Raw genomic sequence first — 25,985 nt, forward strand, 5'->3', positions numbered from 1 at the left:
GCCCGCAGGATGAGTGCGGGCCCATGCTCAAAGCGTGGAATTACGCTTCGGATTTGGTTTTCAGCACCTTGCGGCCACGGTAGAAACCGGTGGGGCTGATGTGGTGGCGCAGGTGGGTTTCGCCGGTGGTGGATTCCACGGCAATGCCTGGCACGGTGAGTGCGTTGTGCGAACGGTGCATACCGCGCTTCGAAGGTGACTTTTTGTTTTGCTGGACGGCCATGATCCGCTCCTGATGGGGTGTTAGGTTGGTAAATTACGCACCAAATTCCGAGTTCAGACAGCTGGACCTGAATATCAGCCCATGACAGCCTGAGCGCCATGACACCGTATCCACCGCATTGGTACGCGAAGCCTTTGATTATAGCTTGATGCGCGGTCATTTTCATCACCCCGGCCTCAGACGGGCGAAATGTCCCTGAATCCAGTGGTTTTTCGCATGAATTTAGTAATACTAAGTTACTACTTCTTGTTCTTCAGCTGCGCCAGCACGGCAAAAGGATTGGGTTTTCCGGCGGGCTCTCCCGCCGCACCCGGCGCCTCCACATCACCAGCCTGAAGCCTGGGCGCGACCGGGCACTCCTCATGCATGGGTACCAGGGGCAAGGCCATCAGCAGTTCGTCTTCCAGCACGGCGAGCAGGTTGAACTGGGGCTCCATCACCAGCAAATCCTCTTCGGACTGGTCGTCCTCGGCCATGGCGATGTCTTCGCTGGCGACAAAACGGTACCACTGGTCCACCTCCACGGGAGTCTCGACCACGCCCATGCAGCGCTGGCAGGTCAGCGGAACAGTGGCCTGGGCCTGCAGATGCAGCCATACCTCGTCATCGGCGCCGGTGCGCGGGCGCAACTCGCCGCGCGCCTCCCATTGAACGGCTGAATCGGCCTGCAGCCCTTGCGTTTCCTCGGCAAGGCGCTCCAGATTTTGTAGCGGAGTGGTTTCAGCGAGCGCCACGCCCTCCTGGGCAAACGCTTTCATGTTGAGCCGGCTGGGCTGAAGGGGTCTGGACATGGATGCAGTGTAAGAGAATCGAGGCCATGACCCTTGTTTCCCCTCCCGCCACAAACCGCCCTCTCGTCCTGGGTTCGACCTCACGCTACCGCCGCGAATTGCTGCAGCGGCTGCACATCCCGTTTGAGGTCGCCGCGCCCGAGGTGGACGAAACCCCGCAGCCCGGCGAGGCCCCGCAGGCCTTGGCCGAGCGCCTGGCCCTGGCCAAGGCCCGCGCTGTGGCCGCCGCCTTTCCCGGCGCGGTCGTCATAGGCTCAGACCAGGTAGCCGACCTGGATGGCGAGCCGCTGGGCAAGCCCGGCAGCCATGAAAAGGCCGTGGCGCAGTTGCGCCGCATGCGCGGGCGCACCGTGATTTTCCAGACCGCCGTGGCCGTGGTGTGCCTGGAAAGCGGCTACGAGGCGCAAAGCCTGGCGCCGGTCAAGGTGAAATTCCGCGAGCTGAGCAACGATGAGATCGAACATTACTTGCGCATTGAGCAGCCTTACGACTGCGCGGGCAGTGCCAAAAGCGAAGGCTTGGGCATCGCGCTGCTGGAGTCCATAGACAACGACGACCCGACGGCGCTGGTCGGCCTGCCGCTGATACGCACCTGCCGGCTGATCCAGGCGGCCGGCATCCAGCTGCTGTCCGGAGGCCGGCCATGAACGCCGCCGTGAAAGGCAAGCTCTACCTGGTGCCCGCGCCGCTGGATTTCGGCTGCGACACGCAGGCGCCGCTGCAGGACGTCATGCCGCTGCAAACCCTGCAACTCGCATCGCGGCTGTCCTGCTGGATTTGCGAGAACGCCAAAAGCACGCGCGCCTACCTCAAGCGCATAGACGCGCTGCAGCCGCTGGCCGCGCCGCTGCAGTCGCTGCAGATCCAGGAGCTGCCGCGCGAGGTCCACAAAAAAGGCGACCACGGCGGCAACTTCGACGCGCGCCCCCTGCTGGCAGCCGCCCTGGAAGGCCGCGACATCGGCCTGGTCAGCGAAGCCGGCATGCCGGCGATTGCCGACCCGGGTTCCTCCGTGGTGCGCGCGGCGCACGACCTGGGACTGGAAGTCGTGCCGCTCACGGGCCCGATGTCGCTGATGCTGGCGCTGGCCGCCAGCGGCCTCAACGGCCAGAGCTTCGCCTTTGCCGGCTATGTGCCGCAAACGCCGGCCGAGCGCGCGCAGCGCCTGCGCGAGCTGGAATCATTGGCGTTGAAATCCGGCCAGACCCAGCTCTTTATCGAAACCCCCTACCGCAACGCGGCCCTGCTCCAGTCGCTGCTGCAAACACTGCAGGGCAACACCCGGCTGGCGCTGAGCTGCGGCATGACCCTGGGCACGGCCTGGTCTCACAGCGCGCAGGTGAGCAACTGGAAGCGCGACAAGCCCCAGGCCCCGCTGGATTTGCCAACCGTGTTTGCCATAGGCCGTTAAAAAAGCCGCCACAGCGCCCACTAAAAAGCCCGCACGAAGCGGGCTTTTTAGCGGGGCCGATGAATCGCTTAACGCAGCGCGGGAATCGCCTTGAAAGCCTTCATCGCGCCCTCGCCCATGGCGGCGCCGAACTTCTTGGCCAGGCGCTCGGCCACGTTGTCGCGGCGCGTGTAGTCGATGATCTCGTCGGTCTTGACCACTTCGCGCGCGACGTAGTCGAGGTTGCCGAGCTGGTCGGCCAGGCCCAGTTCGACGGCCTGCTGGCCGCTCCAGAACAGGCCGCTGAACATCTCTGGCGTTTCCTTCAGGCGCTTGCCGCGGCCGGCTTTCACCACCGAGATGAATTGCTGGTGGATCTGGTCCAGCATGGCCTGCGCAAAGACGCGCTGCTTTTCGTTTTGCGGGCTGAAGGGGTCCAGAAAGCCCTTGTTCTCGCCGGCCGTCAGCAGGCGGCGCTCCACGCCCAGCTTGTCCATCAGGCCGGTAAAGCCGAAGCCGTCCATCAGCACGCCTATGCTGCCCACGATGCTGGCCTTGTCGACATAAATCTTGTCGGCCGAGACGGCGATGTAGTAAGCGGCGGAGGCGCAGGTTTCCTCGACCACGGCGTAGACCGGTTTCTTGTGTTTGGCCTTCAGGCGCAGGATCTCGTCGTTCATCATGCCGGCCTGCACGGGGCTGCCGCCGGGGGAGTTGATCAGCAGCACGACGGCCTTGGCGCCTTCGTCCTCAAAGGCCGCGCGCAGGGCCGCATTGACGAACTCGGCGCTGGCGTCAGCGCCCGCGGCGATCTCGCCCTTGATTTCCACCACGGCAGTGTGCGGCACGGTCGCGTCGCTGGCGGGGGTGCCGCGGTGCAGCAGCATCCAGACCAGGGCCACGAAAAAACCCAGCCAGGCCAGGCGCACAAAAGTCTTCCAGCGGCGCGTGGCCTTTTGCTCGTTGAGCGCGGCAAAGGCCAGTTTCTCCAGCGTCGCGCGCTCCCAACCTGGGGTGTTGGTCGGGTCTGCCGAAGATTTTTTCGCCTGGTTCACCGGGTTGTTATAGGGCGGAAGGGATTCCGGCTGGTTGGGCCGGAAGTCCGATTCGCGCAGCAAATCGGGATCGGTGGAGGGATCAGGGCGTTGGGGATCGTTCATAAGCACTAGTTTAGAGAGGTATTAGAACTGTAGCGGTTTAAGGTTGTAAGCAGAATGCCAATAAACAACCCCCTCGGCTTCAGAAAGCGCGATTTTGATCAGCCCGCCCTGGCAAGGCCCGCCCGCGCATTCGCCGGTGTCGGGACGGTAGGCCGCGCCATGGCTGGCGCACAGCAGCCACTGGCCCTGGTCGTCAAACACCCGGTTGGGCTGCCAGTCGAGTTCCATCGCGACGTGGCTGCATCGATTGAGGTAGGCGTGGACCACGCCCTCAAAACGCACGGCGAAAGCACGGCAGGTCTGGCCGGCGTAGACCACGTCAAACGGCACCGCCAGCCCGCCTTCGAGCAGGTCGCGGCTGTTGCACAGGGCTTGCCGTTCGTCCATGGCCTTTGATGCCTCTTAACGCCGGACTTCAGCCATGGGCCAGCAGCCAGGCCTGCAATTCCGGCACCGAATGCGCGACGTGGCGCGGCGCCAGCACGGCGAAGCTGTCGGGTTCATGCGCGCCGTAGCTCACGCCCACGCTGGGGCAGCCGGCGTTGAGCGCCATCTGCAGGTCGTGCGTGGTGTCGCCCACCATCAGCACGCGGTCGGGCGCGACGTCAAACTCGGCCATCAGCTCGTGCAGCATGCGCGGGTCGGGTTTGCCGGCCGTCTCGTCGGCGGTGCGCGAGCCGTCGAACATGCCCCTGAGCTCCACGGTGCGCAGCACCTCGTCGAGGCCGCGGCGCGACTTGCCGGTGGCCACCGCGAGCAGGTGGCCGCGCGCCTTCAGGGCGTCGAGCAGGGGCAGCACGCCGTCAAACAGGCTCAGGTCATCGTAGTGCGCGGCGTAGTGGTGGCGGTAGCGCTCGCCAAGCTGGGGGTATTTTTCGGGCGGCACATCGGGCGCGGCATGGGCCAGGGCCTGCATCAGGCCCAGGCCGATCACGTAACCGGCCTCCTTGTCGGTAGGCACCGTTCCGCCCACGTCGCGCACCGCGGCCTGGATGCAGCGCACGATGATGCCGGTCGAATCAAACAGCGTGCCGTCCCAGTCAAAGGCGATCAGGTCGAAATTTCGGGTTTGCATGGGGATATTGTCTTAGGGACGGCCCGCATATTGGCGCATAGGGACAAAAGCCGCAATGCGCACGTCAGTTGTCCCGGCGTTGATTGAACCACCACGATGAGAGCCCGTACGCTGCCCCCAACAAGGCGCCGGCAAGGCCAAGTACAACAAGGTGGAAAAGTTGCCCGTATTTTTCAAGGAATCCCCACGCCGAGTCGTCGTACGAAGCCCGAATGTGGGGATTGTAAAAATACAGCGCGTCCCATCCCTGCGTCACTGTCGCCGGATTCAAGGCCACAAAAGCGCACACGCACACCAGCAGGCCGGCTACCGATCTGGACAAAACAAGACGGAAGGGGGACATGGCGTTCACAGAAGGCATCACCCTCTTGTTCAAGAGCCAGAAAATCACCGCAGCCAAAACGGTAGGCAGCGAAACCTGAAGCACTGCGTCAAGGCTGCCCAACGACACCCAGAACAAAAACTCCATCAGAAGCGGCCAGAACACCACTGAAGGCAGCTGGCTCCAGCGGAATTCGCCGCGCCCGAAGTCACCCGCCACCAGGTAGTACGCCACACCATACAGCGCGGGGCCGGCAACGACGAACATCAGCACCGTCGCGCCCAGGCCGCCGAGCTTTCCCCGGATCGAACCGGCTGCGCTCCTGGAATCAGGCGCCTCAGGAAGGTCATGAACCATTTGAATACCTATGCGGGCAAAAACTGCTGCAATTCGGGCGGCAGCGGCGCCTGCAGGTGCACCACCTTGCGCAGCTTTGGGTGGTTGAACTTCAGGCTCCAGGCATGCAAAAACATGCGCTTGAGCGGCACCGCGCCGCCCGCGGTTTTCTGCAGCGCCCGGTTCAGCTCGAAATCCCCGTACTTGTCGTCGCCGGCGATGGGGTGGCCTTCATTGGCCAGGTGCACGCGGATCTGGTGCGTGCGGCCCGTCTTGATGGTGACTTCCAGCAGGGTGAAGGGTGTGGCGGGGGCCAGCGGGCTGGCGGGAACCGCCGCTTTGACCTTGACCAGCGTCACCGAGCGCATGCCGTCGGGGTGGTCGTTGTCCACCACTTTGACGCGCCGCTCGCCGTCGGGCAGCAAATACTTGTGCAGTGCCTTGTCGATCACGCGGTGTTTGGCCGGCCAGTCGCCGCCGACCAGCGCCAGGTAGACCTTGTCGGTTTCACGCTCGCGGAACTGCTCCTGCAGCAGCTTGAGCGCCATGCGCCGCTTGGCGATCAGCAAAATGCCGCTGGTTTCGCGGTCCAGCCGGTGCACCAGTTCCAGGAAGTCGGCCTCGGGCCGCGCCATGCGCAATTGCTCGATCACGCCAAAACTCACGCCACTGCCGCCGTGCACGGCCACGCCGGCCGGCTTGTCGATGGCCAGCACGAAGTCGTCTTCAAACAGGATGGGGAATTCGCGCGAGGGCGCATAGCCGCCGGTGGTGGAACTGGCGCCGTGGCGGGCGATTTCCTGGGCCATGGCCTCGGCCTTCTGGCCGGCCCGCTCGGAGGTGCGCACCGGCGGCAGGCGCACCACGTCGCCGGCCTCCACACGGGTGTCGGCCTGCGCCCTGCCCTTGTTCACCCTGACCTCGCCGCTGCGGATGATGCGGTAAACATGGGTTTTGGGCACGCCCTTGAGCTGGCGGATCAAAAAATTGTCCAGCCGCTGGCCCGCGTAGTCCTCGTCCACGGTCACCAGCGTGGCCTGGGGCGCAGCCGGGGCCGGCGCCTGGGGAATCGGCGGAGTTGAGGCGGTTGCAGGTTTGGGCCTGGCGGCGGCCACGGGCGGGCGACCCGGTGTTTTCCCGGGTTTCCTTGCCAAGCCCCTGGCTGACCCTATAATGTGTTTCACTAGCGATGCGCTGTAAGTGGTTGATTTGTCTGGAGTTTAGTCCACACACGTCCCCGGCCCTGAAAAGGCGAACAAGCAGCCTCGCTGGAAGGTCGATGCCCACGCCGGCAATTGCCCGCAAGCGACGAGTGCCAGGCACCTCGCGGCGAGCGTCTTGCACGGTAGACGAGTCGACGTTTTGCGAACACAACTACGGAATACCATGTGCGCAGCCCAAGTCATGAACAGCAGGCTGCACACGGATCCAGCCGAGATCAAGTCCTTTAACGGGTAGCCCTCTGATGACAACACTGGTCAGTCTGATTTATATATGCCTGCGGCGCCTCACGACATTCGTGTGCCCCGCATTCGGCATGAATCAGCCGCCAGCCTTTGTGCAGTGGGCGCCAGCAGCCGCGCTTTGCGCGGCACCCACCCGTTTGACCCCTGCTCGCTCCATCCACGCGCCTACGCCCAGACCACGTCGCTGACCGATTCATTTCGGTCGGCCGCGCGCCGTCAAAAGCTCTCCGGCAATTCCTCCACGTTCGCACTGCGTCCCTCCGGCGTCGTTGGCCCATTTTGGGCATGTGATTGATGTTCGAGACATGACATCAAAACGAAGAACGATAAGGAAGGCTACCCATGAAACGGATGCTGGTAAACGCCACTCAGGCTGAAGAACGCCGCCTGGCGATCGTCGACGGACAAAAACTCCTCGACTACGAAATTGAAATCGAAGGGCGCGAACAGCGCAAGGGCAACATCTACAAGGCCGTCGTCACGCGCGTCGAGCCTTCGCTGGAAGCCTGCTTCGTCGACTACGGCGAAGACCGCCACGGCTTCCTGCCGTTCAAGGAAATCTCCAAGCAGTATTTCGCCCAGGGCGTGCCGGTCAGCCAGGCGCGCATCAACGACGTCATCAAGGAAGGCCAGGAACTGCTGGTCCAGGTCGAAAAGGAAGAGCGCGGCAACAAGGGCGCGGCCCTCACCACCTTCGTCTCCCTGGCCGGCCGCTATGTGGTCCTGATGCCCAACAACCCGCGCGGCGGCGGCGTTAGCCGGCGCATCGAGGGCGACGACCGGGCCGAGCTCAAAGAAGCGATGGACCAGCTCGAGTACCCCAATGGCATGAGCATCATCGCGCGCACCGCCGGCATAGGCCGCAGCGCCCCTGAACTGCAGTGGGACCTGAACTACCTGCTCAAGCTCTGGACCGCCATCGACGGCGCCGGCAAGGGCGGCAAGGGCGCTTTCCTGATTTACCAGGAATCCAGCCTGGTGATACGCGCCATCCGCGACTACTTCAACAGCGACATCGGCGACATCCTGTTCGACACCGACGACGTCTACGAGCAGGCCAAGCAGTTCATGGCCCACGTGATGCCCGAGCACGAGCACCGCGTCAAGCGCTACCGCGACGACGCGCCGCTGTTCAGCCGCTTCCAGATCGAGCACCAGATCGAGTCGGCCTATGCCCGCACCGTGCAGTTGCCTTCGGGCGGCGCCATCGTGATCGACCACACCGAGGCCCTGGTCTCGGTCGACGTCAACTCGGCCCGCGCCATCAAAGGCGGCGACATCGAGGAAACCGCCACCCGCACCAACCTGGAAGCCGCCGACGAAGTCGCGCGCCAGATGCGTTTGCGCGACCTGGGCGGCCTGATCGTCATCGACTTCATCGACATGGAAGAGTCGCGCAACCGCCGCGATGTGGAAAACCGCCTGCGCGACGCGCTGCGCCAGGACCGCGCCCGCGTGCAGTTCGGCACCATCAGCAAGTTCGGCCTCATGGAAATGAGCCGCCAGCGCCTGCGCCCGGCCCTCTCGGAAGGCGCATCCATCCCTTGCCCGCGCTGCGGCGGCTCCGGCCACATCCGCGACACCGAAAGCTCGGCGCTGCAGATCCTGCGCATCATCCAGGAAGAGTCCCTCAAGGACAGCACGGCCTCGGTGCTGTGCCAGGTCCCGGTCGATGTGGCCTCCTTCCTGCTCAACGAAAAGCGCTCCGAGATCGCCAAGATCGAAGTCAAGCAGCGCATCAACGTGCTGCTGGTGCCCAACAAGACGCTGGAAACCCCCAACTACCGCCTGGAACGCCTGAAACACGACGACCCGCGCCTGGACAACATCGCCGCCAGCTACAAGATGGCCGAGGAAGTCGAGGACCCGACCACCGTCACGCGCCGCAGCCAGGAAAAGCACAACAAGCAGGAGCCCGTCATCAAGGGCGTGCTGCCCGATGCGCCCGCTCCCGTGGCACCGCCCAAGCCGGAACCCGCTCCGCATGCGGCGGCGCCCAAGCCGGCTGCCCGTCCCGCACCCGCAGTGGCGGCACCCGCTGAAAAAGGCTTCTTCGGCTGGATCAAGAGCCTGTTCGGCGGCGCCGAAGCACCGGCCCCGGCGCCTGCCGCCAAGGAAGTGAAAAAAGACGAGCGCGGCGAAGGCCGGCGCGAAGGTCGCGGTGAAGGCCGTGGCGGCGAGCGTGGCGAGCGCTCCGATCGCGGTGGTGAGCGCGGCGGCCGTGACGGCCGGCGCGGCGGCCGTGGCCGCAGCGAAGGCCGTGGCGGCGAGGGCCGTGGTGCGGAAGGCCGCAGCGAAACCCGCGAAGGCCGAGAAGCACGCCCCGAAGGCCGTGGTGAACGCGGTGAAGGCCGCGGCGGCGAACGCCGCGAGCGCAATGCCGAAGGCCGCCAGGAACGTCCGGCCGGTGAAGCCCGCCCCGAAGGCGCGGGCGATCAGCCGCGCGGCGAGACGCCCAACCGGGAAGGTCGCGAAGGCGGCCGCAACCGCCGTGAACGCGGCGAGCGTGGCGGTGAACGCGGTGGCGAGCGCGGCGAACGTATCCAGCGCGACGCCGTCGAGCAGGACCTCGCGCTGGCCAACCAGGCCGCCATGGCAGCCGCCATGGGTGGCGAAACCGCCGAGCCGCGCCAGGAGCGCGCACCCCAGGACGGTGAACGCCAGGGCAACCGCGAAGCACGCGGTGAACGCGGTGAAGGCCGCCGTGAACGCGGCGACCGCAACGGCCGCCGTGGCGAGCGCCGCGGCAGCGACCGCCCTGAAGGCGCCGAGGGCCAGAATGCCGGTGCCGGCTTCAACCCCGAGGCCGCAGCGGCACCTGTGCTCGACGAAGCCGGCAATCCGGTCGCTCCCGTGCAGAACGGCCAGGGCGCCCAAGGTGACGAACAGCGCCAGCCGCGCGAACGCCGCAGCCGCGACCGCTACGGCCGCGACCGCCGCGAACGCGGTGAGAACGGCGAACGCGGCGAGCAGCAGCCGGCCGAAGGCGCCGACGCCGGCCAGGCCGGTTTCGCGCAAGCCCAGCCGCAGCCGCAAGCCCGCGAAGAACGCGCACCGGAAGTCGTCGCCAGCTACGCGGCACCCGCTGCCGCTGTGACGCCCGCCGCGCCTTTTGTGCCTGAAGCAGCACCGGCACCCGCCTACACAGCCCCCGTGGCTGTGGCCGCACCGGCACCCGCGCCCGCACCCGTGGCGCCAGTGCAGCCCGCACCGGCGGCCGCGGCCATCAGCCTGCCCAAGGTCCAGTCCTACGCGCTGCCCCTCGACGAGCTGGCCCAGGTGGCCCAGTCATCGGGCCTGCAGTGGGTGAACTCCGACGCGGCCAAGATCGCCGAAGCCAAAGCCGCCATCGCCGCCGAGGTCAAGCCGGTGCACGTGCCGCGCGAGCGCCCACCGCTGGTCGTGGCCGACGAAGGCCCGCTGGTGCTGGTCGAAACCCGGCGCGACCTGGGCGCCATGTCCCTGCCCTTCGAGAAATCGCCAGGCCAGTAAGCGCCCCGCCCTCCCAAAAAGGCCCGCCCATGCGGGCCTTTTTTTATGCCGCAAAACAAGCCCTAGAATCAGGCCAACAAAACGACAGGGGAAGAGGACGATGGACCAGCCCACGCACGATGCCCGCTACGCGCCGCCGCAAGCCACGGTGGCGGATGTGGCCGACGTCAATGACGGCCCGCAGCTGGCCGGCCGCGTCGAACGACTGGGTGCCGCCATTCTCGACACGGTTTTCCAGAGCCTAGTGCTCTGGCTGGTGTCGGTGCTCACCCCCTACAACCCCTGGGCCGTGCAAGGAACAGGCGCGTGGTCCTTCAACCCGCTGGGCATGGCCATCGGCGCCTTGATCTTCGTCCTGCTCAACGGCTACCTGCTCGCGACGCGGGGCCAGACGATAGGCAAGGTCCTGCTCAAGCTGCGTATTGTCCGGCCCTCGGGCGAAGCCGTTTCCCCCACGCGCCTGGCCTTGCGCTACGGCGCGGGCTTTGTGGCCGGCCTCGTCATGGCCGTGGTCTGGATTTATTCGCTGATCGACTGCCTGATGATCTTTCGCAAATCCCGCCGCTGCCTGCACGACGAGATCGCGGACACCATCGTCGTCAAGGCCTGAGGCCCCAGCCTGTGGCCAACGCGCGCCTGGACACGATTTACACGGCTGAAACGCCCGAAGGCATCACCCTGTCCCTGCGGCCCGCCGGCATCGTCGCGCGCGGGCTGGCCTACCTGATAGACCTGGCCATACGCGCCTGCCTGTTCATCGCCGTGGCCATTGTGGTCGGCCTGATGGGCAAGGCCGGCGGGGCCGTGCTGCTGCTCGCGTATTTCGGCCTCGAATGGTTTTACCCCGTGGTGTTCGAGCTGACCCGCGCGGCCGCCACACCCGGCAAACGGGCCATGGGCCTGCGCGTGGTGATGGATTCCGGCCTGCCGGTGACACCCGCCGCCTCGCTGACGCGCAACCTGCTGCGCGCGGCCGACTTCATGCCCGCGCTGTTCGGCGCCGGGCTGGTGTCCATGCTCTGGCGGCGCGACAGCAAACGCCTGGGCGACCTGGCCGCCGGCACGCTGGTAGTGTTCACCGATGCCGTCAAGCTGCACGGCGAGGTGCCCCTGTCGCCCCCGCTGGCCCCCGCACGGCCCCTTTCGGCCGCCGAACAAGCCTCGGTGCTGGCCTGGGCCGGCCGGGCCACGCGGCTGACGCCCGAGCGCCTGGGCGAGCTCGCCGCCCTGGCCGAACCGGTGCTGGGTGCGGGCGCGCCGGGCAGCAGCGCCACCCAGCGCCTGCTGGGCGTGGCGCAATGGCTGATGGGCCGGCGTGAGGGAGAAGCCCGGCCATGACGCCCTTGCAGTTTGAAGCGGCCTATGCGCCGCTGTGGAACGAGCTCGAGAAGGTCATAGGCGTCGCCGAGACCGAGCGCAAGTTCGACGGCGCGCGGCTGGCCACGCTGTACCGCCGCGTCTGCGAGCACCTGGCGCTGGCGCAGGCCCGCGCCTACCCGGTGCACCTGACGCAGCGGCTGGAAGCCCTGACGCAAAGCGCCCACCGGCTGATCTACCGGCGCCACGACTACGGCCTGGCACGCCTGGGCACGCTGGCGCTGGTCGACTTCCCGCAGGCCGTGCGCGCGCACCGCGCCTACCTGCTGGTGGCGGCCCTGCTGTTCGTGGTGCCGCTGCTGGCCGCGGGCCTGGCCACCTACCGCGACCCGGGTTTCATCCTGCATCTGCTGGATGCGGCACAGGTGCAGAACTTCGACAGCATGTACAGCGACAGCGCCAAGTCCTTCGGGCGCAACCGCGACGCCAGCGGCGACTGGCAGATGTTCGGCTTTTACGTCATGCACAACATCGGCATCGGCTTTCGCTGCTTCGCCGCCGGCATTTTCGGCGGCATCGGCAGCGCGGCCGTGCTGCTGTTCAACGGCGTGCAGATAGGCGCCGTGGGCGGCTACCTGATCGCCTCGGGCCACGGGCAGAACTTCTGCTCCTTTGTGGTCACCCACGGCGCCTTCGAACTGACGGCCATCGTGCTGGCGGGTGCAGCCGGGCTGCGCCTGGGCTACGCCCTGATCGCGCCGGGCCGGCACACGCGACTGGAGGCGCTGCGCCTGGCGGCGCGCCACGCCATCGTGGTGGTCTACGGCGTCATCGGCCTGCTGCTGATCGCCGCCGCCGTCGAAGCCTTCTGGTCCTCGGCGCGCTGGGTCACGCCCGCCGTGAAATACGGCGCCGGCGCGGCCTGCTGGGCCCTGGTGCTTGCCTACCTGGGCTGGCAAGGACGGCCGCGCGCCGGCCAGGCGCCCGCGGGCGAAGGGCAGCGCCATGCAGGTTGACGCGCTGGCCGTCGCGCTGCGCCCGCGCCCCATGGCCGAAGCCGCCGACCTGGGCGTCGCGCTGGTGCGCCGCCATGCCGCTTCCATCTGGCGCACCTTCCTGCCCATGTATGTCGTGGTCATCGCGCTGCTGCTGTGCACCATCGAGCTCGCCTACTGGCTGCCCGGCCTGCTGATCTTTTGCCTCAAGCCCTGGTTTGACCGCAGCCTGCTGTTCATCCTGTCGCGCGCGGTGTTCGGTCAATCCACGCGCTGGAAAGACCTCTGGGAGCACCGCGCCCAGGTGTGGGGCGGGCAGCTGCTGCGCACGCTGCTGTGGCGGCGGCTGTCGCCCTGGCGCTCCTACACCCAGGCCATAGACCAGCTCGAAGGCCAGCGCGGCGGCGCCAGGCGCAAGCGGCGCGACCAGTTGCTGCGCGGGCGGCGTGGCGCGGCCGCGGGCATGCAACTGGTTTTTTCCAACGTCGAGATCGCGCTGGAGTTCGCCCTGCTCTCCATCCTGTTCTGGTTCGCGCCCGAGGGCAGCCTTTCCGAACTCTGGCGCTGGTTGATCGCCACGGAGTCGACGCTGCAAAGCCTGAGCCTTGCCGTGGTCTACGCCTTCGCCGTCGGGCTGGTCGAGCCCTTTTTTGTGGCGGCCGGCTTTGCCATGTACCTGAACCGCCGCGTCGAGCTCGAAGCCTGGGACATCGAACAGGAATTTCGCCGTGCCTTCACGCCCGCGCCGGCAAAGGCCGGCGCATGAGGACCGCATGCCGTGATGCCCGATGGCGGCAGGCCCTGGCCTGCGCACTGGTCGCGGCTTGCTGCGCGGCCGGCGCGGCTGCCGCGGCACCGGGCGAGCCGCCCTCACGCCAGCAGGTCCAATCGGCCGCCGAACGGGTGCGCGCCGACCCCAACCTGCCCGGCAGCAAGAGCGAAAAGACGCTGCGGCTGAGGGACAGGGACAAAAAACCCGAGGACAAAAAGAAGGACAGCGACGGCCTGGGCTGGCTCAGGGATTTTGTGACCAGGGTCTCCGAAGCCGCGCGCCTGCTGGTGTGGGCGCTGGGCGCGCTGGCCCTGGCCTGGCTGGTGATCCGCATACGGCGCTGGGCGCAGGTGCGCGCCGGCGGCGGCCGGCACCGCATGGCGCCCCTGCCCAGCCACATCGGCAGCCTGGACATACGCCCCGAAAGCCTGCCCGACGACGTGGGCTCGGCGGTCGCCTCGCTGTGGCAGCGCGGCCAGCGCCGGCCCGCGCTGTCGCTGCTCTACCGCGGCGCGCTCTCGCGCCTGGTGCACCTGCATGCGGTGCCCATACGCAACGCCAGCACCGAAGGCGAATGCGTGGCGCTCAGCGAAAGCCGGCTGGCGCCGCCCTCGCTCGATTTTTTTGCCCGCCTGGTGGCCGCCTGGCAACTGGCGGCCTATGGCGGGCGCCTGCCGCCCACGGCCGGCGTGCTGGCGCTGTGCGCCGAATTTGACGCGCGCCTGGGCGCGCCGGCCGCAGCGGTCGCGCCAGGGAAGGCGGCGCCATGAAGGACCGGTTGATCCTGGTCCTGCTGGGCGTGCTGCTGCTGGCGGGCGGCATCTGGCTGGTGTCGGCCACCGAATGGGTCGACGTTGATGTCCCCACGCCGGCCAAGGGTGAAGCCCTGACCAACCCGCTGTACGCCACCGAAAAACTGCTGGGCGCCCTGGGCGCGAAAGTCGTGAAGCACAAAAGCCTGGACGCCATGCCGCCGCCGCAGGCGCGGCTGGTACTGGTGTCGCGCAACTGGGACCTGTTCCCCGAACGCGCGCAGCGCCTGCGCGCCTGGGTGGCGCAGGGCGGGCACCTGGTCATCCCGGGCTTCCTGGCCCGGCACACATCGCTCACGGGCTGGCTTCCCGTCACCGAGGAAAACGCGATCAGCCCGCAGAAAATCACGCCGGCGCGGCCTTTCGACAGGACCGCCAAGGACCTGGACTGCCGCGCGCTGGAGGAGCCCGTCGAGGTCGCGCCCAGCTACGGCGACAGCCGCGTCTTTCGCGTCTGCGGCGCCTATTTCGGCCCGCAGTACCTGCCGGTGAACCGCCTGGCCGCGCCGCTGTGGTCGCTGCGCGGCACGGCCGGCACCGAGGCCGTGCGCGTGCAGGTCGGCCAGGGCACGGTCACCGTGCTCGGCGGCTGGGGCCTGCTGGGCAACAGCAACCTGCTACGCGCCGACAACGCGCAGGTGGCGGCCGCGGCGCTGCAGGCGCGCGCCGGCGCCGAGTTCTGGTTTGTCGCCGAAGAGGCCAGGGAACCGTTTGCGTCCTGGCTCTGGCACCAGGCCTGGGTGGCGCTGCTGCTGGGCCTGCTGGCCCTGGCGCTGGCCCTGTGGCGCGCCGGCGTGCGCTTCGGGCCGCTGGCGCCGTCCGCGCCCTCGCACCGGCGCTCCATGGCCGAGCAGGTGCGCGGCACCGCGCGCTTTTTGCACATGCACGGGCCGAAAGCACTGCACACGGCCCAGCTTCGCGCGCTGCACGCATCGGCCGCGCGGCAGCTGCCCCGGTTTTCGCAACTCGAGCCGGCACGGCGCACCGCCGAGATCGCGCGCGCCACCGGCCTGGACGTGCGCGCGCTCGAACACGCGCAGGCCGACAGGGCGCGCAACCGCGGCGCGCTGGCCGCCGACCTCGAACTGCTGGAAACCGCGCGCCGGCGGCTGGACGCGCGCGAGCCCGTCCCGCCGCCTGTTTCATCCGCCGCTTCATCCCCTTCTTCATCCTGAAACCGAGAAACCACCATGTCATCGATTCCCAACGACGAACTGATACGCGCGGCCGAATGGCTGCAGACCCTGCGCCACGAAGTCGGCAAGGCCGTGGTCGGCCAGACGGAAGCCGTCGACCAGACCCTGGTGGCGCTGGTCGCGTCCGGCCACGTGCTGATCGAGGGCGTGCCCGGCCTCGGCAAGACGCTGCTGGCGCGGGCGCTGGCACAGGCCATGAGCCTGCGCTACGCGCGCGTGCAGTTCACGCCCGACCTGATGCCCTCGGACATCACCGGCCACTCGGTGCTGGATCCGTCCACCCGCGGTGAATCCGGCATAGGCACGCTACGCGTGCACCAGGGGCCGGTCTTCACGCATTTGCTGCTGGCCGATGAAATCAACCGCGCGCCGGCCAAGACTCAGAGCGCGCTGCTCGAGGTGATGCAGGAATACCAGGTCACGCTGGAAGGCCGGGCCATGCCGCTGCCGCGCCCCTTTATGGTGATGGCCACGCAAAACCCGATAGACACCGAAGGCACCTACCCGCTGCCCGAGGCGCAACTGGACCGCTTCCTGCTCAAGATCAACATCGCCTTCCCCAGCCACGCCGAAGAAAAGGCGGTGGTGCAGCTGACCACCGGCCAGCGCGCCGGCAACCAGCTGCCGCTGGACGCGGTCAGGCCCTGCCTGGACGACACCCAGGTGCTGGAGCTGCAGCGCCTGGCCAGCCTGGTGCAGGCGCATGAACAGGTCATCGACTACGCGGTGCGCATCGCGCGCGCCACGCGCGACTGGCCCGGCCTTTCGTCCGGCGCGGGGCCGCGCGGCACCATGGCGCTGGTGCGCGCCGCGCGCGCCGGCGCGCTGATGGACGGGCGCGACTTCATCACGCCCGACGACGTGGCGCGCCAGACCCTGCCGGCCCTGCGCCACCGCGTAATGATTTCGCCCGATGCCCAGCTCGAGGGCCTGGGCGTGGACGAGCTGCTGCGCAGCGCCCAGGGCAGCGTGCAGGCGCCGCGTCTCTGAGGCCGGCCCGCATGCGCTGGCTGGTGATTCCCACGGCAGGCATGGTCCAGGCGCTGGCCGGCGCCGCCGTGGCCGCTTGCCTGGCCCTGCTCGCGGGCCTGCCGGTGGGCACGCTGGCCCTGCTGGCCGGCGCCGTGCTGCTGCCGGCGCTGGCCGGCGCGCTGTTCGATCTCTGGCGCAGCCGCCGCCTGTGGCGCCAGGCGCCGCTGCGCATGGAGCGCACGCTGCCCGGCGCCTTTTCGCTGGGCGTGCCCACCGTGCTCACGCTGGTGCTGGTCAACGAAGGCCCGCTGGCCTGGTCCGTGACCGTGTTCGACGAGGTGGACCCGCGCTTTGCCTTCGAGGGCCTGCCGCAATCCCTGACCGTGCCGCCGGCTTCGCGCGCCGAGCTGCGCTACACGGTGACCGCGCGCGAGCGCGGCGTGGCGCTTTTCGGCAGCACCCAGCTGCGCTGGCGCAGCCGCGGCGGCTGCTTCGAAGTGCAGCAATCGCTGGGCCAGCCCGGCAAGCTGCGCGTGTACCCCAACTTCGCCGCGCTGGCGCGCTACGCCTGGCTGTCCGGCGACCGGCGGCTGGCGCAGATCGGCATCAAGACCTATGTGCAGCGCGGCCTGGGCACCGACTTCCGCCAGCTGGCCGACTACAAGACCGGCGATTCGCTGCGCCACATCGACTGGAAGGCCACGCTGCGCCACCAGCGGCCCATCGTGCGCGAATTCCAGGACGACCGCGACCAGTGCGTGTTCTTCCTGCTGGACTGCGGCCGCCGCATGCGCGCCGACGAAGGCGGGCCGGAGCAGGACGCGGCCCCAGGCAGCAGCCATTTCGACGAAGCCCTCAACGCGCTGATGCTGCTGAGCTACGTCGCCCTGAAAGAAGGCGACGAGGTCGGCGCCATGACCTTCGGCGGCCTGCCGGGGCAGCGCCGCGATTTCGCGCCGCGCAAGGGCGCGGCCACGCTCAACGCCCTGATGAACCGCCTGCACGACATCCAGCCCGGCGCCATGCATTCGGACTACCTGCTGGCCGCCCAGGAACTGCTGCGCGTGCAGCGCCGGCGCGCGCTGGTGATCGTGCTGACCAACTTCCGCGACGAGGACGCCGCCGAGCTGCGCCCGGCGATCAAGCTGCTGCGCCGCCAGCACCTTGTGCTGGTGGCCAGCCTGCGCGAGCGCGTGCTGGGCCGCATCGCCGGCCAGGCCCTGTCCACTCCCACGGACGCGGTCGACGTGGCCGCCGCTCACCTGTTCGCGCAGTCGCGGCGCGACGCCTTCGCGCGCGTGGTCGGCGCGGACCCGCTCTCCATGGACGTGGAGCCGGCGCAGCTGGCCGTCTCGCTGGTCAACCGCTACCACGCGGTCAAGCGCGCCGGGTTGCTGTAAGCGTTGCCTAAAGGGGGGTCCACAGGCGCCCCGGCAACGGTTATCCTTCGGGTCTCAACAACAGGAGGGATGCGATGTCCGAAGCAATGAACCCGTATGCAGCGCCCAAGGCCGTGGTGGATGATGTTTTCGACAACGAGGCGGGCGTGCAGCCCGTCAAGCTGTTTTCGGCCAGGGGCCGGGTCGGCCGGCTGCGCTACCTGGCCTACAACCTGGGCGGCTACCTGCTGATGGTGGTGGCGGCCGTCGTGCTGGGCTTTATTGCCGGCGCCCTCGGCTTCGGCAAGGCCGCCGGCGTGCTCGGCATGCTGGCGACCATCCCCTACTTCATCTTCATCGTGCTGCTGAGCATACAGCGCAGCCACGACATGGGATGGTCCGGCTGGACCATACTGCTGGCCCTGATCCCGCTGGTAGGCCTGGTGTGGCTGTTCAACCCGGGCACCAAGGGCGGCAACCGCTTCGGCGCGCCGCCGCCGCCCAACACCACGCTGGTCAAGATAGGCGGCCTGGCCTTCCCCGTCATCATGGTCGTCGGCCTCATCGCCGCCATCGCCTTGCCGGCTTACCAGGGTTATACGCAACGGGCCAAGGCGGCCCAGGTGGTCAAGCCCTAAGCCGTTAAAGAGCTTCTTAAATCTGGGCCGCGCGCTTGTAGGCCTGGGCCGCAGCGGCTTCGTCCTCGCGCTGCTCGGCCAGCAGGGCCAGCGCGCGCCAGGCATTGCGGTGCAGCGCCACGTCCTGCAGGGCCGGCGCGGCCTGCGACAGCAGCTGGCGGGCCTTGCCCCAGAGCTGGCGGTTCAGGCAGGCCATGCCCGCCAGGTATTGCAGGTTGGCATCGCGCGGCCGGCTCAGCTGCGCCGTTTCAATGCGCGCCAGCCAGGCGGCGTCCAGCGAATCCAGCCCGGCTTCCAGCACGCCGATCAGCTTGATGCGCAGGTTGTCGCCTATGTCCGAGCGCGGCTGCATCATCGCGTCCCAGACCTGCAACAGCCAGCTGCGCGCGAGGTCCGGCTCGCCGTGCAGCGCCATCAGGCGCGATGCGGCATGCACCACCAGCTCGGGCATGGCGCGCTCGCTCTGGTCGAGTGAGAGCCAGGCCTGCTGCAGCTGCACGGGGTCATGCGCGTCGTTGAGCAGCTCCAGCGCCAGGCCGCGGATGATGCTTTGCGCCGCCGCCTGTGAAAACGCGCGGTGCTTGGCCAGCAGGCGCGCGGTTTCCAGCGCCTGCGACGTCTGCCGCGCATGGCGCGAGGCGCGCAGCTTCATGCGCAGGGCCAGCGTGCGGCGCGAGGCGCCCTGCGGCAGCTGGGCCAGCCAGTCGAGCGCGGCGCCCGCGTCGCGGTCGTCCAGCGCCCAGCGCGCCGCGCGGAACTGCACGCCCTCGCGCACTTCCTGCGCATGGCGCGGCGCCGAGCTTTTCAGCGCCTGGTGCAGGTGCTGGTCGCGCAAGCCCTTGTTCTGCAGCGACTGCGCGGCCTCGGCCACCAGCAGGTGGGCCAGCGCGCGCAGCTGGGCGCCGCGGCTGGAGCTGTGGCCGGTTATGTGGCTGTAGTGGTCGGCCAGCGGGCGCAGGCTTTTTTCCTGCGCCAGCGCGTTCTGCGCCGATTTCGTCGAGCGTATGTAGCGCCCGGCCAGCAGATGGGCCAGCGAATCCATGAGGGCGCCGTACATGGCGCGCTCTTTTTGCTGGGCGCGCCAGCGCCGCGCCTCGGCCGGCAACGAGAACACCGCCGACACCGCGCGCAGCGCCAGGTAGAGCACAAAGAACAGCGCGGCCAGCAGCATCACCGCCAGGTTGAAGGAAATATCGACCCGGTGCGGCGGCCAGAAGATGGTGACCACGGCCTGGTTGTTGCCCGCGAACAGCGCCACGGCAACCGCCACGCCAAAAAGGGCCAGTAGCCAGAGGGCGGCGCGCATGCGTGTGTCCTGCCTTTGCGAAGAATCAGCGGCCCGCGGCCGCCGTGGCCAGCGCGGCCATGGTTTCATCAAGGCGCGGCAGCTCGCTGGTCTTGAGCTGGCCTTGCACCTGGGCCAGCAGCTGGGCCGCGGCCTGGGTCTTGCGCGAGGAAGGGTCGAAATACTTGCCCAGCCAGGCGCTGGCGCTGGCGAGGTCGGTGCGCACCGAATCGCTCTGGCGCGACAGCAGGGCCAGGCGCGCATTGAGCAGGCGCAGCTTCAGGTTTTCACGCAGGAAAAAGGACTGCTCGGGCGACAGCAGGGCCGCCTCGGGCTGCTCGATGCGGCTCACGCGCAGCAGCTTGCGGGCTTCATCGCGCAGGTTGTCCAGCGTGCGCTGCGACCAAGCACTCAGCGAAAGTTTGTCGAACATCCCCTCAGAGGGCTTGTCGGCCGCCGGCGCGCTGGCGCGCGCGGCCGGGGCGGTCGCGGCCAGGGCCGGCACCGCGCGCAAGGGGCTGTTGGCCACCATGGCGTTGGCCACCGGCAGGTCGTCGGCCAGGCGCGCCAGTTCGTCGAGTTTGAGCATCAGCACCGGCACGTCGGTCAGGGTCGCGGCCTTGATGCGGTCCATGTCGCGGGCAATGGCGCGCTGCAGCGGGTTCAGGCGCGGCTGCGCGGCGCGCGCCAGGCGCTGGTCGGCCGACTTGAGCGCGGCCAGCAGCGGTTCGGCGCTGCCGGTGAGCTGGGCCTGCTGCTGCGCCAGGCGCAGCGCGGACTCCACGTCCACCACCAGGTTTTCATCGCGCGAACGCGACAGGCTTTGCATCAGTTCTTCAAGCTGGGTGCGCTGCAGGCTGACTTCGCTGATGCGGGTTTCCTGGATCGCCAGCCGCGCCGAGAGTTCGCGCGTGGCCTCCTGGGCCTGGCGCGCCAGCGCGCGCGCTTCGATGGCCTGCGCGCCGGAGTCCAGGCTGCGGCGGGCTAGTTCTTCCTGGATGGTGGCCAGCTTTTGCCACAGCAGGCCGCTGGCCAGCAGGCCGCCGGCCGCCAGCGCGGCCACCACCAGCGCCCATTTGCGCGGCACCAGCCAGGTATCGGACGCGGGGACCAGCGGTTCGGCCACCACCAGAGCGCGCTCCAGCACAGGCTCCTTGTCGGGCGTGGAAGGCGTGGGCTGGGCTATGTGGGGATCGCTCATGGATAAAGGGATTCTATCGAGGCCAATGTCTCCCTGATGTCCGTCAGGGCGGGGCGTGACGCCACAACAACACCCCAGCCCGCGGCGCGCACCGCGTCCACGATGCGCGGATGCGTCGCCACCGCGCGGGCGCCGCGCCAGTCGACGCCGGCCAGGGCCGGCTGGTGCGTAAGGTTTGCCAGTGCCTCCGAACTGCTGAACAGCCAGACCGAGCCGTCTTTGCTGGCGGCGCGCGCGCGCGCCAGCTGCGCTTCGCTGAACTGGGGCGCACGGCGCTGGTACACGCCGACAAAATCCACCTGGGCGCCGGCGGCCTCCCACTGGCGGGCGATCCAGTCGCGCCCAGAGGACACCGCGCCGCCCGCGGCATCGGGGCTTTCACCGCGCAGCACCAGCACGCGCTTTCCTTGCCAGTCGCGCTGCCCGACCACAGCCCACAGCGCCTCGGAGTCAAATTGCCCGGCGTCGGCGGCCGGCGCATCGACCTGCGCGGCAGGCACACCCGCGGCCAGCAAGGCCGCCACGGTGCCGGGCCCGGGCGCCATCAGGCGCAGCGTGGGCGGCAGGCCGCTCGCCAGGGAGGAGTTGAAAAAATACGCCACCGCGTTGCCGCTGACAAACATGCAGGCCGCATAGCGGTCCAGCGTTTGCCAGGCCCGCGCCAGCGCGCCGGTGTCAAGCGCGGCTGCGATATCGATCAGCGGCAGCGCTTCGGCCGCGAAGCCGGCCTGCCGCAACTCGTGGACCCAGTGCCGCGCATCCGCCGCGGGGCGCGTCACGATGACGGGGGCCGCACCGGCCGCAGGCGCCGGCATGGGGTGCATCAGGCCTGGCCCTTGCCGGCCCAGACCGCTCCGCCGGCGCGCAGTTGCGCCGCCACGGCCTCGCCCAGGGCCTCGGCCTCGGCGAAATTGCGCACCTGGGCGCTTTGTTTCACCTGCACCAGGGGCGCCAATGGGGCGGCGCTGCCGGACGGCGCCTCGGCCGTGGCCGGGTCGCCCCAGGCGGCGCTCAGCTGCATGCTGCCGCCCGCCGCCGCGCCCTGCGTGAAAGCCGCCAGCGGCATGGAGCAGCTGCCGCCCATGGCGCGCGAGACCGTGCGCTCGGCCGTCACAGCCAGCCAGGTCGGCATATCCGCCAGCGTGGCCAGCGCGGCCAGCAGGTCGGCGCGGTCGGCGCGCACTTCAATGCCCAATGCGCCCTGCCCCGCGGCGGGCAGCATCTGAGCCGGCTCAAAAGTGGCGCGTATGCGCGATTCCAGCCCCAGGCGCTTCAAGCCCGCGGCCGCCAGCACAATGGCCTGGTACTGGCCTTCATCGAGCTTGCGCAAACGCGTGTCCAGGTTGCCGCGCAGCGGCTGTATCACCAGGTCGGGCCGCAAGGCCTTGAGCAGCACCAGCCGGCGCAGGCTGGAGGTACCCACCACCGCACCCTGCGGCAAATCGGCCAGGCCGGCGAATTGATTAGACACAAAAGCATCGCGCGGGTCCTCGCGCTCCAGCACGCAAGCCAGCGCAAAGCCCTCGGGCAGGTCCATGGGCACGTCTTTCAGCGAATGCACGGCCAGGTCGGCCCGGCCTTCGCTGAGCGCCACTTCGAGTTCCTTGACGAACAGGCCCTTGCCGCCGACCTTGCTCAGCGAACGGTCCAGGATCTGGTCGCCCTGGGTGGTCATGCCCAGCAGCTCGACCTGCCAGCCCAGGCTCGACTCGAGCAAGGCCTTCACATGTTCGGCCTGCCACATCGCCAGGCGGCTCTCGCGTGTGGCGATGACCACCTTCTTCATCTCAGGGGGGTTGGATTCAGACACTGCGGACACTCGTAACCTGCTTGTAATACTTGGGGGGAAGTGAATGCTAGCATGCAGGGCTTAAGAACAAGCTTAAGAACTAGAGGGTAGAGATGGTCACTTCCGCGCGCGCCAAGAAGCTACAACAACACGCCAGCGAGGGCGCCAGGGACGGCGCGGCAGCCGCGGCGCCCAAGGCTTCCACCCGCTCGCGGGACAACGAACGCCCCCTGGTCGAAGACATACGCCTGCTGGGCCGCATCCTGGGCGACGTGATCCGCGAGCAGGAAGGCGTGGCCGCCTATGAGCTGATCGAGCAGGTGCGCAAGCTCTCCGTCAGCTTCCGGCGCGACGCCGACCCCGAAGCCGACAAGGCCCTCAAGAAGCTGCTCAAGGGCCTGTCGGGCGACCAGACGGTCAGCGTGATACGCGCCTTCACCTATTTCAGCCACCTGGCCAACCTGGCCGAGGACCGCCACCACATACGCCGCCGCGCCGTGCACGAGCGCGCGGGCGACACCCAGGAGGGCAGCATCGAAGTGGCGCTGGCCCGCCTGCGCTGGGCCGGCATCTCGACCCGCACCATCTCCAATACGCTGGCGCACAGCTTTGTCTCGCCTGTGCTCACCGCCCACCCCACCGAAGTGCAGCGCAAAAGCATCCTGGACGCCGAACGCGACATCGCCCAGTTGCTGACCGCGCGCGACGACATCAAGGCGCTGGCCCTGGCCCACAACGCCGCCAAGGACGCCCTCACGCCGCGCGAGCTGGCCGCCAACGAGGCCCAGCTGCGCGCCCGCGTCATGCAGCTGTGGCAGACCCGGCTGCTGCGTTTTTCCAAACTCACCGTGGCCGACGAGATCGAGAACGCGCTCAGTTATTACGAAGCCACCTTCCTGCGCGAAATCCCCAAGCTCTACGCCAACCTCGAGCGTGAACTCGGCAACCAGCCGGTGCACAGCTTTTTGCGCATGGGCCAGTGGATAGGCGGCGACCGCGACGGCAACCCCAACGTCAGCGCCGAGACCCTCAACTACGCGCTGAGCCGGCAGGCCGAGGTGGCGCTGCGCCACTACCTGACCGAGGTCCACTTCCTGGGCGGCGAGCTTTCGCTGTCGGCCATGCTGGTCGATTTCAGCCCCGAGATGCGCGCCCTGGCCGAAAGCTCGCCCGACACCAGCGAACACCGCAAGGACGAGCCCTACCGCCGCGCCCTGACCGGCGTCTATGCCCGCCTGGCCGCCACGCTCAAGGAGCTGACCGGCGGCGATGCCGCGCGCCACGCCGTCGCGCCGCAAAACGCCTACCTGAAGTCCGAGGACTTCCTGGCCGACCTGCGCACCATTGAAGCCTCGCTCAAGGCCCACCATGGCGAGGCCCTGATCGCCCAGCGCCTGCACCCGCTGATACGCGCGGTCGAGGTCTTCGGCTTTCACCTGGCCACGGTCGACTTGCGCCAGAGCTCCGACAAGCATGAGGAAGTGGTGGCCGAGCTGCTGGCCGCCGCGCGCATAGAGCCCCACTACGCCAAGCTCGACGAAGCCGCCAAGCGCGCGCTGCTGGTGGGCCTGCTCAACGACGCGCGGCCGCTGCGCGTGGTCGGCAGCGCCTACTCGGCCCATGCGCAAAGCGAGCTCGCGATTTTTGAAGCGGCCCGCACGGCGCGCGCGCGCTTCGGCAAGGAAGCGATACGCCACTACATCATCAGCCACACCGAAACCGTCAGCGACCTGCTCGAAGTCTTGTTGCTGCAAAAGGAAGTCGGCCTGATGCACGGCACGCTGGACAGCAACGCGACGAACGATTTGATCGTGGTGCCGCTCTTCGAAACCATTGAAGACCTGCGCAATGCCGCGCCCATCATGCGCGAGTTCTACGCCCTGCCCGGCATTGCCCAGCTGGTCAAGCGCAGCGGCGCCGAGCAGGACATCATGCTCGGCTACTCCGACAGCAACAAGGACGGCGGCATCTTCACCAGCAACTGGGAGCTTTACCGCGCCGAGATCGCGCTGGTCGAGCTGTTCGACGTGCTGGCCAACTCGCACAACATCCAGCTGCGCATGTTCCACGGCCGCGGCGGCACCGTGGGCCGCGGCGGCGGCCCCAGCTACCAGGCCATCCTGGCCCAGCCACCGGGTACGGTGCGCGGGCAGATACGCCTGACCGAGCAGGGCGAGGTCATAGGCTCCAAATACGCCAATCCCGAGATCGGCCGGCGCAACCTCGAAACCCTGGTCGCCGCCACGCTGGAGGCCACGCTGCTGCAGCCGACCAAACCCGCGACCAAGGCCTTTTTGCAGGCCGCGGCCGAACTCTCGCAAGCCAGCATGGCGGCCTACCGCACGCTGGTCTACGACACCCCGGGCTTCACCGAATATTTTTTCAGCGCCACGCCGATACGCGAAATCGCCGAACTCAACATCGGCTCGCGCCCGGCTTCGCGCAAGGCCTCGCAAAAAATCGAAGACCTGCGCGCCATCCCCTGGGGTTTCAGCTGGGGCCAATGCCGCCTCACCTTGCCCGGCTGGTACGGCTTCGGCTCGGCCATCGCGCACATGCTGGGCCAGGGCGGCACCCCCGCCGCGCGCAAGGAAGCGCTCGCGCTGCTGCAGAAAATGTACAAGCAGTGGCCCTTCTTTCGCACCCTGCTCAGCAACATGGACATGGTGCTGGCCAAGAGCGACCTGGCCCTGGCCTCGCGCTATTCCGACCTCGTCGGCGACGCGCGCCTGCGCAAAAAAATCTTCAGCGCCATCGAGGCCGAATGGCACCTTACGGCCGACGCCCTGGCCCTGATCACCGGCGAAAAACAGCGCCTGGCCGGCAACGCCGCACTGCAGCGCTCCATCCGCCACCGCTTTCCCTATATCGACCCGCTGCACCACCTGCAGGTCGAACTGGTGCGGCGCTACCGGGCGGGGCAGGCTGACCAGCGGGTCCAGACCGGTATACATATTTCGATCAACGGGATCGCGGCTGGTTTGCGCAATACAGGCTAGGGCGTTCCTCCCTCTCCCCCCTTGTTAAGTTCAGTTGGCCGGGTCTCGCCCCGGCGGGCGAGGCACTTTTCTTTGCTTCGCCAAAGAAAAGTGAGTTGCCGCCGGGCAACCCCGGCCAACAAACCCATGCAAAGGGCACACCGCCGGAGCAAGGTTGATGGCAGTCGCATCGGCATCAACGACGCCACCCGCGCCGGGTAGCAAACCATAGGGGTATTCGAGAAGCGCATACTCCCCCTGTTGTGTAGGCTTTGTCCTAGACAAACTCCAGCGTCTTCCGATGGCGCCTTGCGGTGCCGGGTTTTAGCATGGTGCTAGAAGCTGTTCATGGCTCCGTCTGGATCGTGAACAGCTTCTTGAACTCGGAGCAATGCC

24 protein-coding genes are annotated in these 25,985 nt (G+C 68.0%); 13 read left to right on the forward strand and 11 right to left on the reverse strand.

Annotated features, from left to right (window positions below):
• Positions 1-40 precede the first annotated feature (40 nt).
• Together rpmF and BLQ85_RS13215 are read right to left on the reverse strand one after the other, a co-directional pair.
• Entirely contained in the window at positions 41-223 is a 183-nt protein-coding gene (rpmF, locus tag BLQ85_RS13210) for a 50S ribosomal protein L32 (RefSeq protein ID WP_007873878.1), read from the reverse strand.
• Positions 224-462: 239 nt separating this feature from the next.
• A complete protein-coding gene (locus BLQ85_RS13215; RefSeq protein ID WP_074577675.1) occupies positions 463-1,014 on the reverse strand; it encodes a YceD family protein in 552 nt (183 codons plus the stop codon).
• A 26-nt stretch (positions 1,015-1,040) separates the two neighbouring features.
• On the opposite strand from BLQ85_RS13215, the gene BLQ85_RS13220 reads away from it, so the two are divergent.
• Both BLQ85_RS13220 and BLQ85_RS13225 read left to right on the forward strand, forming a co-directional pair.
• Entirely contained in the window at positions 1,041-1,661 is a 621-nt protein-coding gene (locus tag BLQ85_RS13220) for a Maf family nucleotide pyrophosphatase (RefSeq protein ID WP_074577676.1), read from the forward strand.
• Positions 1,658-2,425 carry an SAM-dependent methyltransferase gene (locus BLQ85_RS13225; RefSeq protein ID WP_074577677.1) on the forward strand — a complete coding sequence of 256 codons (768 nt, stop codon included), beginning with the start codon at positions 1,658-1,660 and terminating at the stop codon, positions 2,423-2,425. Before BLQ85_RS13220 ends, BLQ85_RS13225 begins: the two co-directional genes overlap by 4 nt.
• Positions 2,426-2,493: 68 nt before the next feature.
• Here BLQ85_RS13225 and BLQ85_RS13230 read toward each other — a convergent pair whose 3' ends face one another.
• The 5 genes from BLQ85_RS13230 to BLQ85_RS13250 form a co-directional block, all read right to left on the reverse strand.
• Complete coding sequence (locus tag BLQ85_RS13230; RefSeq protein ID WP_074577678.1) at positions 2,494-3,564, reverse strand: S49 family peptidase; 1,071 nt, start codon at positions 3,562-3,564, stop codon at positions 2,494-2,496.
• A 21-nt stretch (positions 3,565-3,585) separates the two neighbouring features.
• Positions 3,586-3,951 carry a Rieske (2Fe-2S) protein gene (locus BLQ85_RS13235; RefSeq protein ID WP_074577679.1) on the reverse strand — a complete coding sequence of 122 codons (366 nt, stop codon included), beginning with the start codon at positions 3,949-3,951 and terminating at the stop codon, positions 3,586-3,588.
• 28 nt (positions 3,952-3,979) lie between these two features.
• Positions 3,980-4,639, reverse strand: coding sequence for an HAD family hydrolase (locus BLQ85_RS13240; RefSeq protein WP_074577680.1), 660 nt, complete (start codon positions 4,637-4,639; stop codon positions 3,980-3,982).
• Positions 4,640-4,703: 64 nt separating this feature from the next.
• Positions 4,704-5,318, reverse strand: coding sequence for a hypothetical protein (locus tag BLQ85_RS13245; protein WP_074577681.1), 615 nt, complete (start codon positions 5,316-5,318; stop codon positions 4,704-4,706).
• Between the two features lie 8 nt (positions 5,319-5,326).
• Complete coding sequence (locus BLQ85_RS13250; RefSeq protein ID WP_074577682.1) at positions 5,327-6,412, reverse strand: RluA family pseudouridine synthase; 1,086 nt, start codon at positions 6,410-6,412, stop codon at positions 5,327-5,329.
• Between the two features lie 693 nt (positions 6,413-7,105).
• Here BLQ85_RS13250 and BLQ85_RS13255 point away from each other — a divergent pair.
• The 10 genes from BLQ85_RS13255 to BLQ85_RS13300 all read left to right on the forward strand — a co-directional run bounded on the left by BLQ85_RS13255 (position 7,106) and on the right by BLQ85_RS13300 (position 18,336).
• Positions 7,106-10,255 (forward strand): Rne/Rng family ribonuclease, encoded by a 3,150-nt coding sequence (locus BLQ85_RS13255; RefSeq protein ID WP_074577683.1) that lies wholly within the window; start codon positions 7,106-7,108, stop codon positions 10,253-10,255.
• A 100-nt stretch (positions 10,256-10,355) separates the two neighbouring features.
• Positions 10,356-10,865 carry an RDD family protein gene (locus BLQ85_RS13260; protein ID WP_074577684.1) on the forward strand — a complete coding sequence of 170 codons (510 nt, stop codon included), beginning with the start codon at positions 10,356-10,358 and terminating at the stop codon, positions 10,863-10,865.
• A gap of 11 nt (positions 10,866-10,876) precedes the next feature.
• Positions 10,877-11,593 carry an RDD family protein gene (locus BLQ85_RS13265; protein ID WP_074577685.1) on the forward strand — a complete coding sequence of 239 codons (717 nt, stop codon included), beginning with the start codon at positions 10,877-10,879 and terminating at the stop codon, positions 11,591-11,593.
• Positions 11,590-12,588, forward strand: coding sequence for a stage II sporulation protein M (locus BLQ85_RS13270; RefSeq protein ID WP_074577686.1), 999 nt, complete (start codon positions 11,590-11,592; stop codon positions 12,586-12,588). The genes BLQ85_RS13265 and BLQ85_RS13270 overlap by 4 nt, the downstream gene beginning before the upstream one ends.
• Positions 12,578-13,333 (forward strand): hypothetical protein, encoded by a 756-nt coding sequence (locus BLQ85_RS13275; protein WP_074577687.1) that lies wholly within the window; start codon positions 12,578-12,580, stop codon positions 13,331-13,333. The genes BLQ85_RS13270 and BLQ85_RS13275 overlap by 11 nt, the downstream gene beginning before the upstream one ends.
• Complete coding sequence (locus tag BLQ85_RS13280) at positions 13,330-14,109, forward strand: DUF4129 domain-containing protein (RefSeq protein WP_074577688.1); 780 nt, start codon at positions 13,330-13,332, stop codon at positions 14,107-14,109. Before BLQ85_RS13275 ends, BLQ85_RS13280 begins: the two co-directional genes overlap by 4 nt.
• Positions 14,106-15,326, forward strand: coding sequence for a DUF4350 domain-containing protein (locus BLQ85_RS13285; RefSeq protein ID WP_074577689.1), 1,221 nt, complete (start codon positions 14,106-14,108; stop codon positions 15,324-15,326). Before BLQ85_RS13280 ends, BLQ85_RS13285 begins: the two co-directional genes overlap by 4 nt.
• A gap of 15 nt (positions 15,327-15,341) precedes the next feature.
• Positions 15,342-16,337 carry an AAA family ATPase gene (locus BLQ85_RS13290; RefSeq protein ID WP_074577690.1) on the forward strand — a complete coding sequence of 332 codons (996 nt, stop codon included), beginning with the start codon at positions 15,342-15,344 and terminating at the stop codon, positions 16,335-16,337.
• Positions 16,338-16,348: 11 nt separating this feature from the next.
• Positions 16,349-17,719 carry a DUF58 domain-containing protein gene (locus tag BLQ85_RS13295; protein WP_074577691.1) on the forward strand — a complete coding sequence of 457 codons (1,371 nt, stop codon included), beginning with the start codon at positions 16,349-16,351 and terminating at the stop codon, positions 17,717-17,719.
• A gap of 74 nt (positions 17,720-17,793) precedes the next feature.
• Positions 17,794-18,336: a DUF805 domain-containing protein gene (locus BLQ85_RS13300; RefSeq protein WP_074577692.1), complete on the forward strand. Its 543-nt coding sequence runs from the start codon at positions 17,794-17,796 to the stop codon at positions 18,334-18,336.
• 16 nt (positions 18,337-18,352) lie between these two features.
• Here the strand turns inward: BLQ85_RS13300 and BLQ85_RS13305 are convergent, their stop codons facing one another.
• The 4 genes from BLQ85_RS13305 to hemC are packed head-to-tail and all read right to left on the reverse strand — an operon-like array spanning position 18,353 to position 22,608.
• Complete coding sequence (locus BLQ85_RS13305; RefSeq protein ID WP_074577693.1) at positions 18,353-19,642, reverse strand: heme biosynthesis HemY N-terminal domain-containing protein; 1,290 nt, start codon at positions 19,640-19,642, stop codon at positions 18,353-18,355.
• A gap of 25 nt (positions 19,643-19,667) precedes the next feature.
• Positions 19,668-20,822 (reverse strand): uroporphyrinogen-III C-methyltransferase, encoded by a 1,155-nt coding sequence (locus BLQ85_RS13310; RefSeq protein ID WP_074577694.1) that lies wholly within the window; start codon positions 20,820-20,822, stop codon positions 19,668-19,670.
• Complete coding sequence (locus tag BLQ85_RS13315; protein ID WP_074577695.1) at positions 20,819-21,646, reverse strand: uroporphyrinogen-III synthase; 828 nt, start codon at positions 21,644-21,646, stop codon at positions 20,819-20,821. Before BLQ85_RS13315 ends, BLQ85_RS13310 begins: the two co-directional genes overlap by 4 nt.
• The gene (gene hemC / locus BLQ85_RS13320; RefSeq protein ID WP_074577696.1) at positions 21,646-22,608 is read right to left on the reverse strand and encodes a hydroxymethylbilane synthase; all 963 of its coding nucleotides are present in this window, start codon (positions 22,606-22,608) and stop codon (positions 21,646-21,648) included. Before hemC ends, BLQ85_RS13315 begins: the two co-directional genes overlap by 1 nt.
• Positions 22,609-22,724: 116 nt before the next feature.
• On the opposite strand from hemC, the gene ppc reads away from it, so the two are divergent.
• Positions 22,725-25,610: a phosphoenolpyruvate carboxylase gene (ppc, locus tag BLQ85_RS13325; protein WP_074577697.1), complete on the forward strand. Its 2,886-nt coding sequence runs from the start codon at positions 22,725-22,727 to the stop codon at positions 25,608-25,610.
• Positions 25,611-25,985: the final 375 nt, after the last annotated feature.

It is taken from the genome of Polaromonas sp. JS666, assembly GCF_900103405.1.
In the GTDB taxonomy this organism is placed as follows: domain Bacteria; phylum Pseudomonadota; class Gammaproteobacteria; order Burkholderiales; family Burkholderiaceae_C; genus Polaromonas.

What these genes read in the sequence shown, in the direction of transcription:
- rpmF (WP_007873878.1), bottom strand. Translation starts at nt 223, where the DNA reads ATGGCCGTCCAGCAAAACAAAAAGTCACCTTCGAAGCGCGGTATGCAC.
- BLQ85_RS13215 (WP_074577675.1), bottom strand. Translation starts at nt 1,014, where the DNA reads ATGTCCAGACCCCTTCAGCCCAGCCGGCTCAACATGAAAGCGTTTGCC.
- BLQ85_RS13220 (WP_074577676.1), top strand. Translation starts at nt 1,041, where the DNA reads ATGACCCTTGTTTCCCCTCCCGCCACAAACCGCCCTCTCGTCCTGGGT.
- BLQ85_RS13225 (WP_074577677.1), top strand. Translation starts at nt 1,658, where the DNA reads ATGAACGCCGCCGTGAAAGGCAAGCTCTACCTGGTGCCCGCGCCGCTG.
- BLQ85_RS13230 (WP_074577678.1), bottom strand. Translation starts at nt 3,564, where the DNA reads ATGAACGATCCCCAACGCCCTGATCCCTCCACCGATCCCGATTTGCTG.
- BLQ85_RS13235 (WP_074577679.1), bottom strand. Translation starts at nt 3,951, where the DNA reads ATGGACGAACGGCAAGCCCTGTGCAACAGCCGCGACCTGCTCGAAGGC.
- BLQ85_RS13240 (WP_074577680.1), bottom strand. Translation starts at nt 4,639, where the DNA reads ATGCAAACCCGAAATTTCGACCTGATCGCCTTTGACTGGGACGGCACG.
- BLQ85_RS13245 (WP_074577681.1), bottom strand. Translation starts at nt 5,318, where the DNA reads ATGGTTCATGACCTTCCTGAGGCGCCTGATTCCAGGAGCGCAGCCGGT.
- BLQ85_RS13255 (WP_074577683.1), top strand. Translation starts at nt 7,106, where the DNA reads ATGAAACGGATGCTGGTAAACGCCACTCAGGCTGAAGAACGCCGCCTG.
- BLQ85_RS13260 (WP_074577684.1), top strand. Translation starts at nt 10,356, where the DNA reads ATGGACCAGCCCACGCACGATGCCCGCTACGCGCCGCCGCAAGCCACG.
- BLQ85_RS13270 (WP_074577686.1), top strand. Translation starts at nt 11,590, where the DNA reads ATGACGCCCTTGCAGTTTGAAGCGGCCTATGCGCCGCTGTGGAACGAG.
- BLQ85_RS13275 (WP_074577687.1), top strand. Translation starts at nt 12,578, where the DNA reads ATGCAGGTTGACGCGCTGGCCGTCGCGCTGCGCCCGCGCCCCATGGCC.
- BLQ85_RS13280 (WP_074577688.1), top strand. Translation starts at nt 13,330, where the DNA reads ATGAGGACCGCATGCCGTGATGCCCGATGGCGGCAGGCCCTGGCCTGC.
- BLQ85_RS13285 (WP_074577689.1), top strand. Translation starts at nt 14,106, where the DNA reads ATGAAGGACCGGTTGATCCTGGTCCTGCTGGGCGTGCTGCTGCTGGCG.
- BLQ85_RS13290 (WP_074577690.1), top strand. Translation starts at nt 15,342, where the DNA reads ATGTCATCGATTCCCAACGACGAACTGATACGCGCGGCCGAATGGCTG.
- BLQ85_RS13295 (WP_074577691.1), top strand. Translation starts at nt 16,349, where the DNA reads ATGCGCTGGCTGGTGATTCCCACGGCAGGCATGGTCCAGGCGCTGGCC.
- BLQ85_RS13300 (WP_074577692.1), top strand. Translation starts at nt 17,794, where the DNA reads ATGTCCGAAGCAATGAACCCGTATGCAGCGCCCAAGGCCGTGGTGGAT.
- BLQ85_RS13305 (WP_074577693.1), bottom strand. Translation starts at nt 19,642, where the DNA reads ATGCGCGCCGCCCTCTGGCTACTGGCCCTTTTTGGCGTGGCGGTTGCC.
- BLQ85_RS13310 (WP_074577694.1), bottom strand. Translation starts at nt 20,822, where the DNA reads ATGAGCGATCCCCACATAGCCCAGCCCACGCCTTCCACGCCCGACAAG.
- BLQ85_RS13315 (WP_074577695.1), bottom strand. Translation starts at nt 21,646, where the DNA reads ATGCACCCCATGCCGGCGCCTGCGGCCGGTGCGGCCCCCGTCATCGTG.
- hemC (WP_074577696.1), bottom strand. Translation starts at nt 22,608, where the DNA reads ATGAAGAAGGTGGTCATCGCCACACGCGAGAGCCGCCTGGCGATGTGG.
- ppc (WP_074577697.1), top strand. Translation starts at nt 22,725, where the DNA reads ATGGTCACTTCCGCGCGCGCCAAGAAGCTACAACAACACGCCAGCGAG.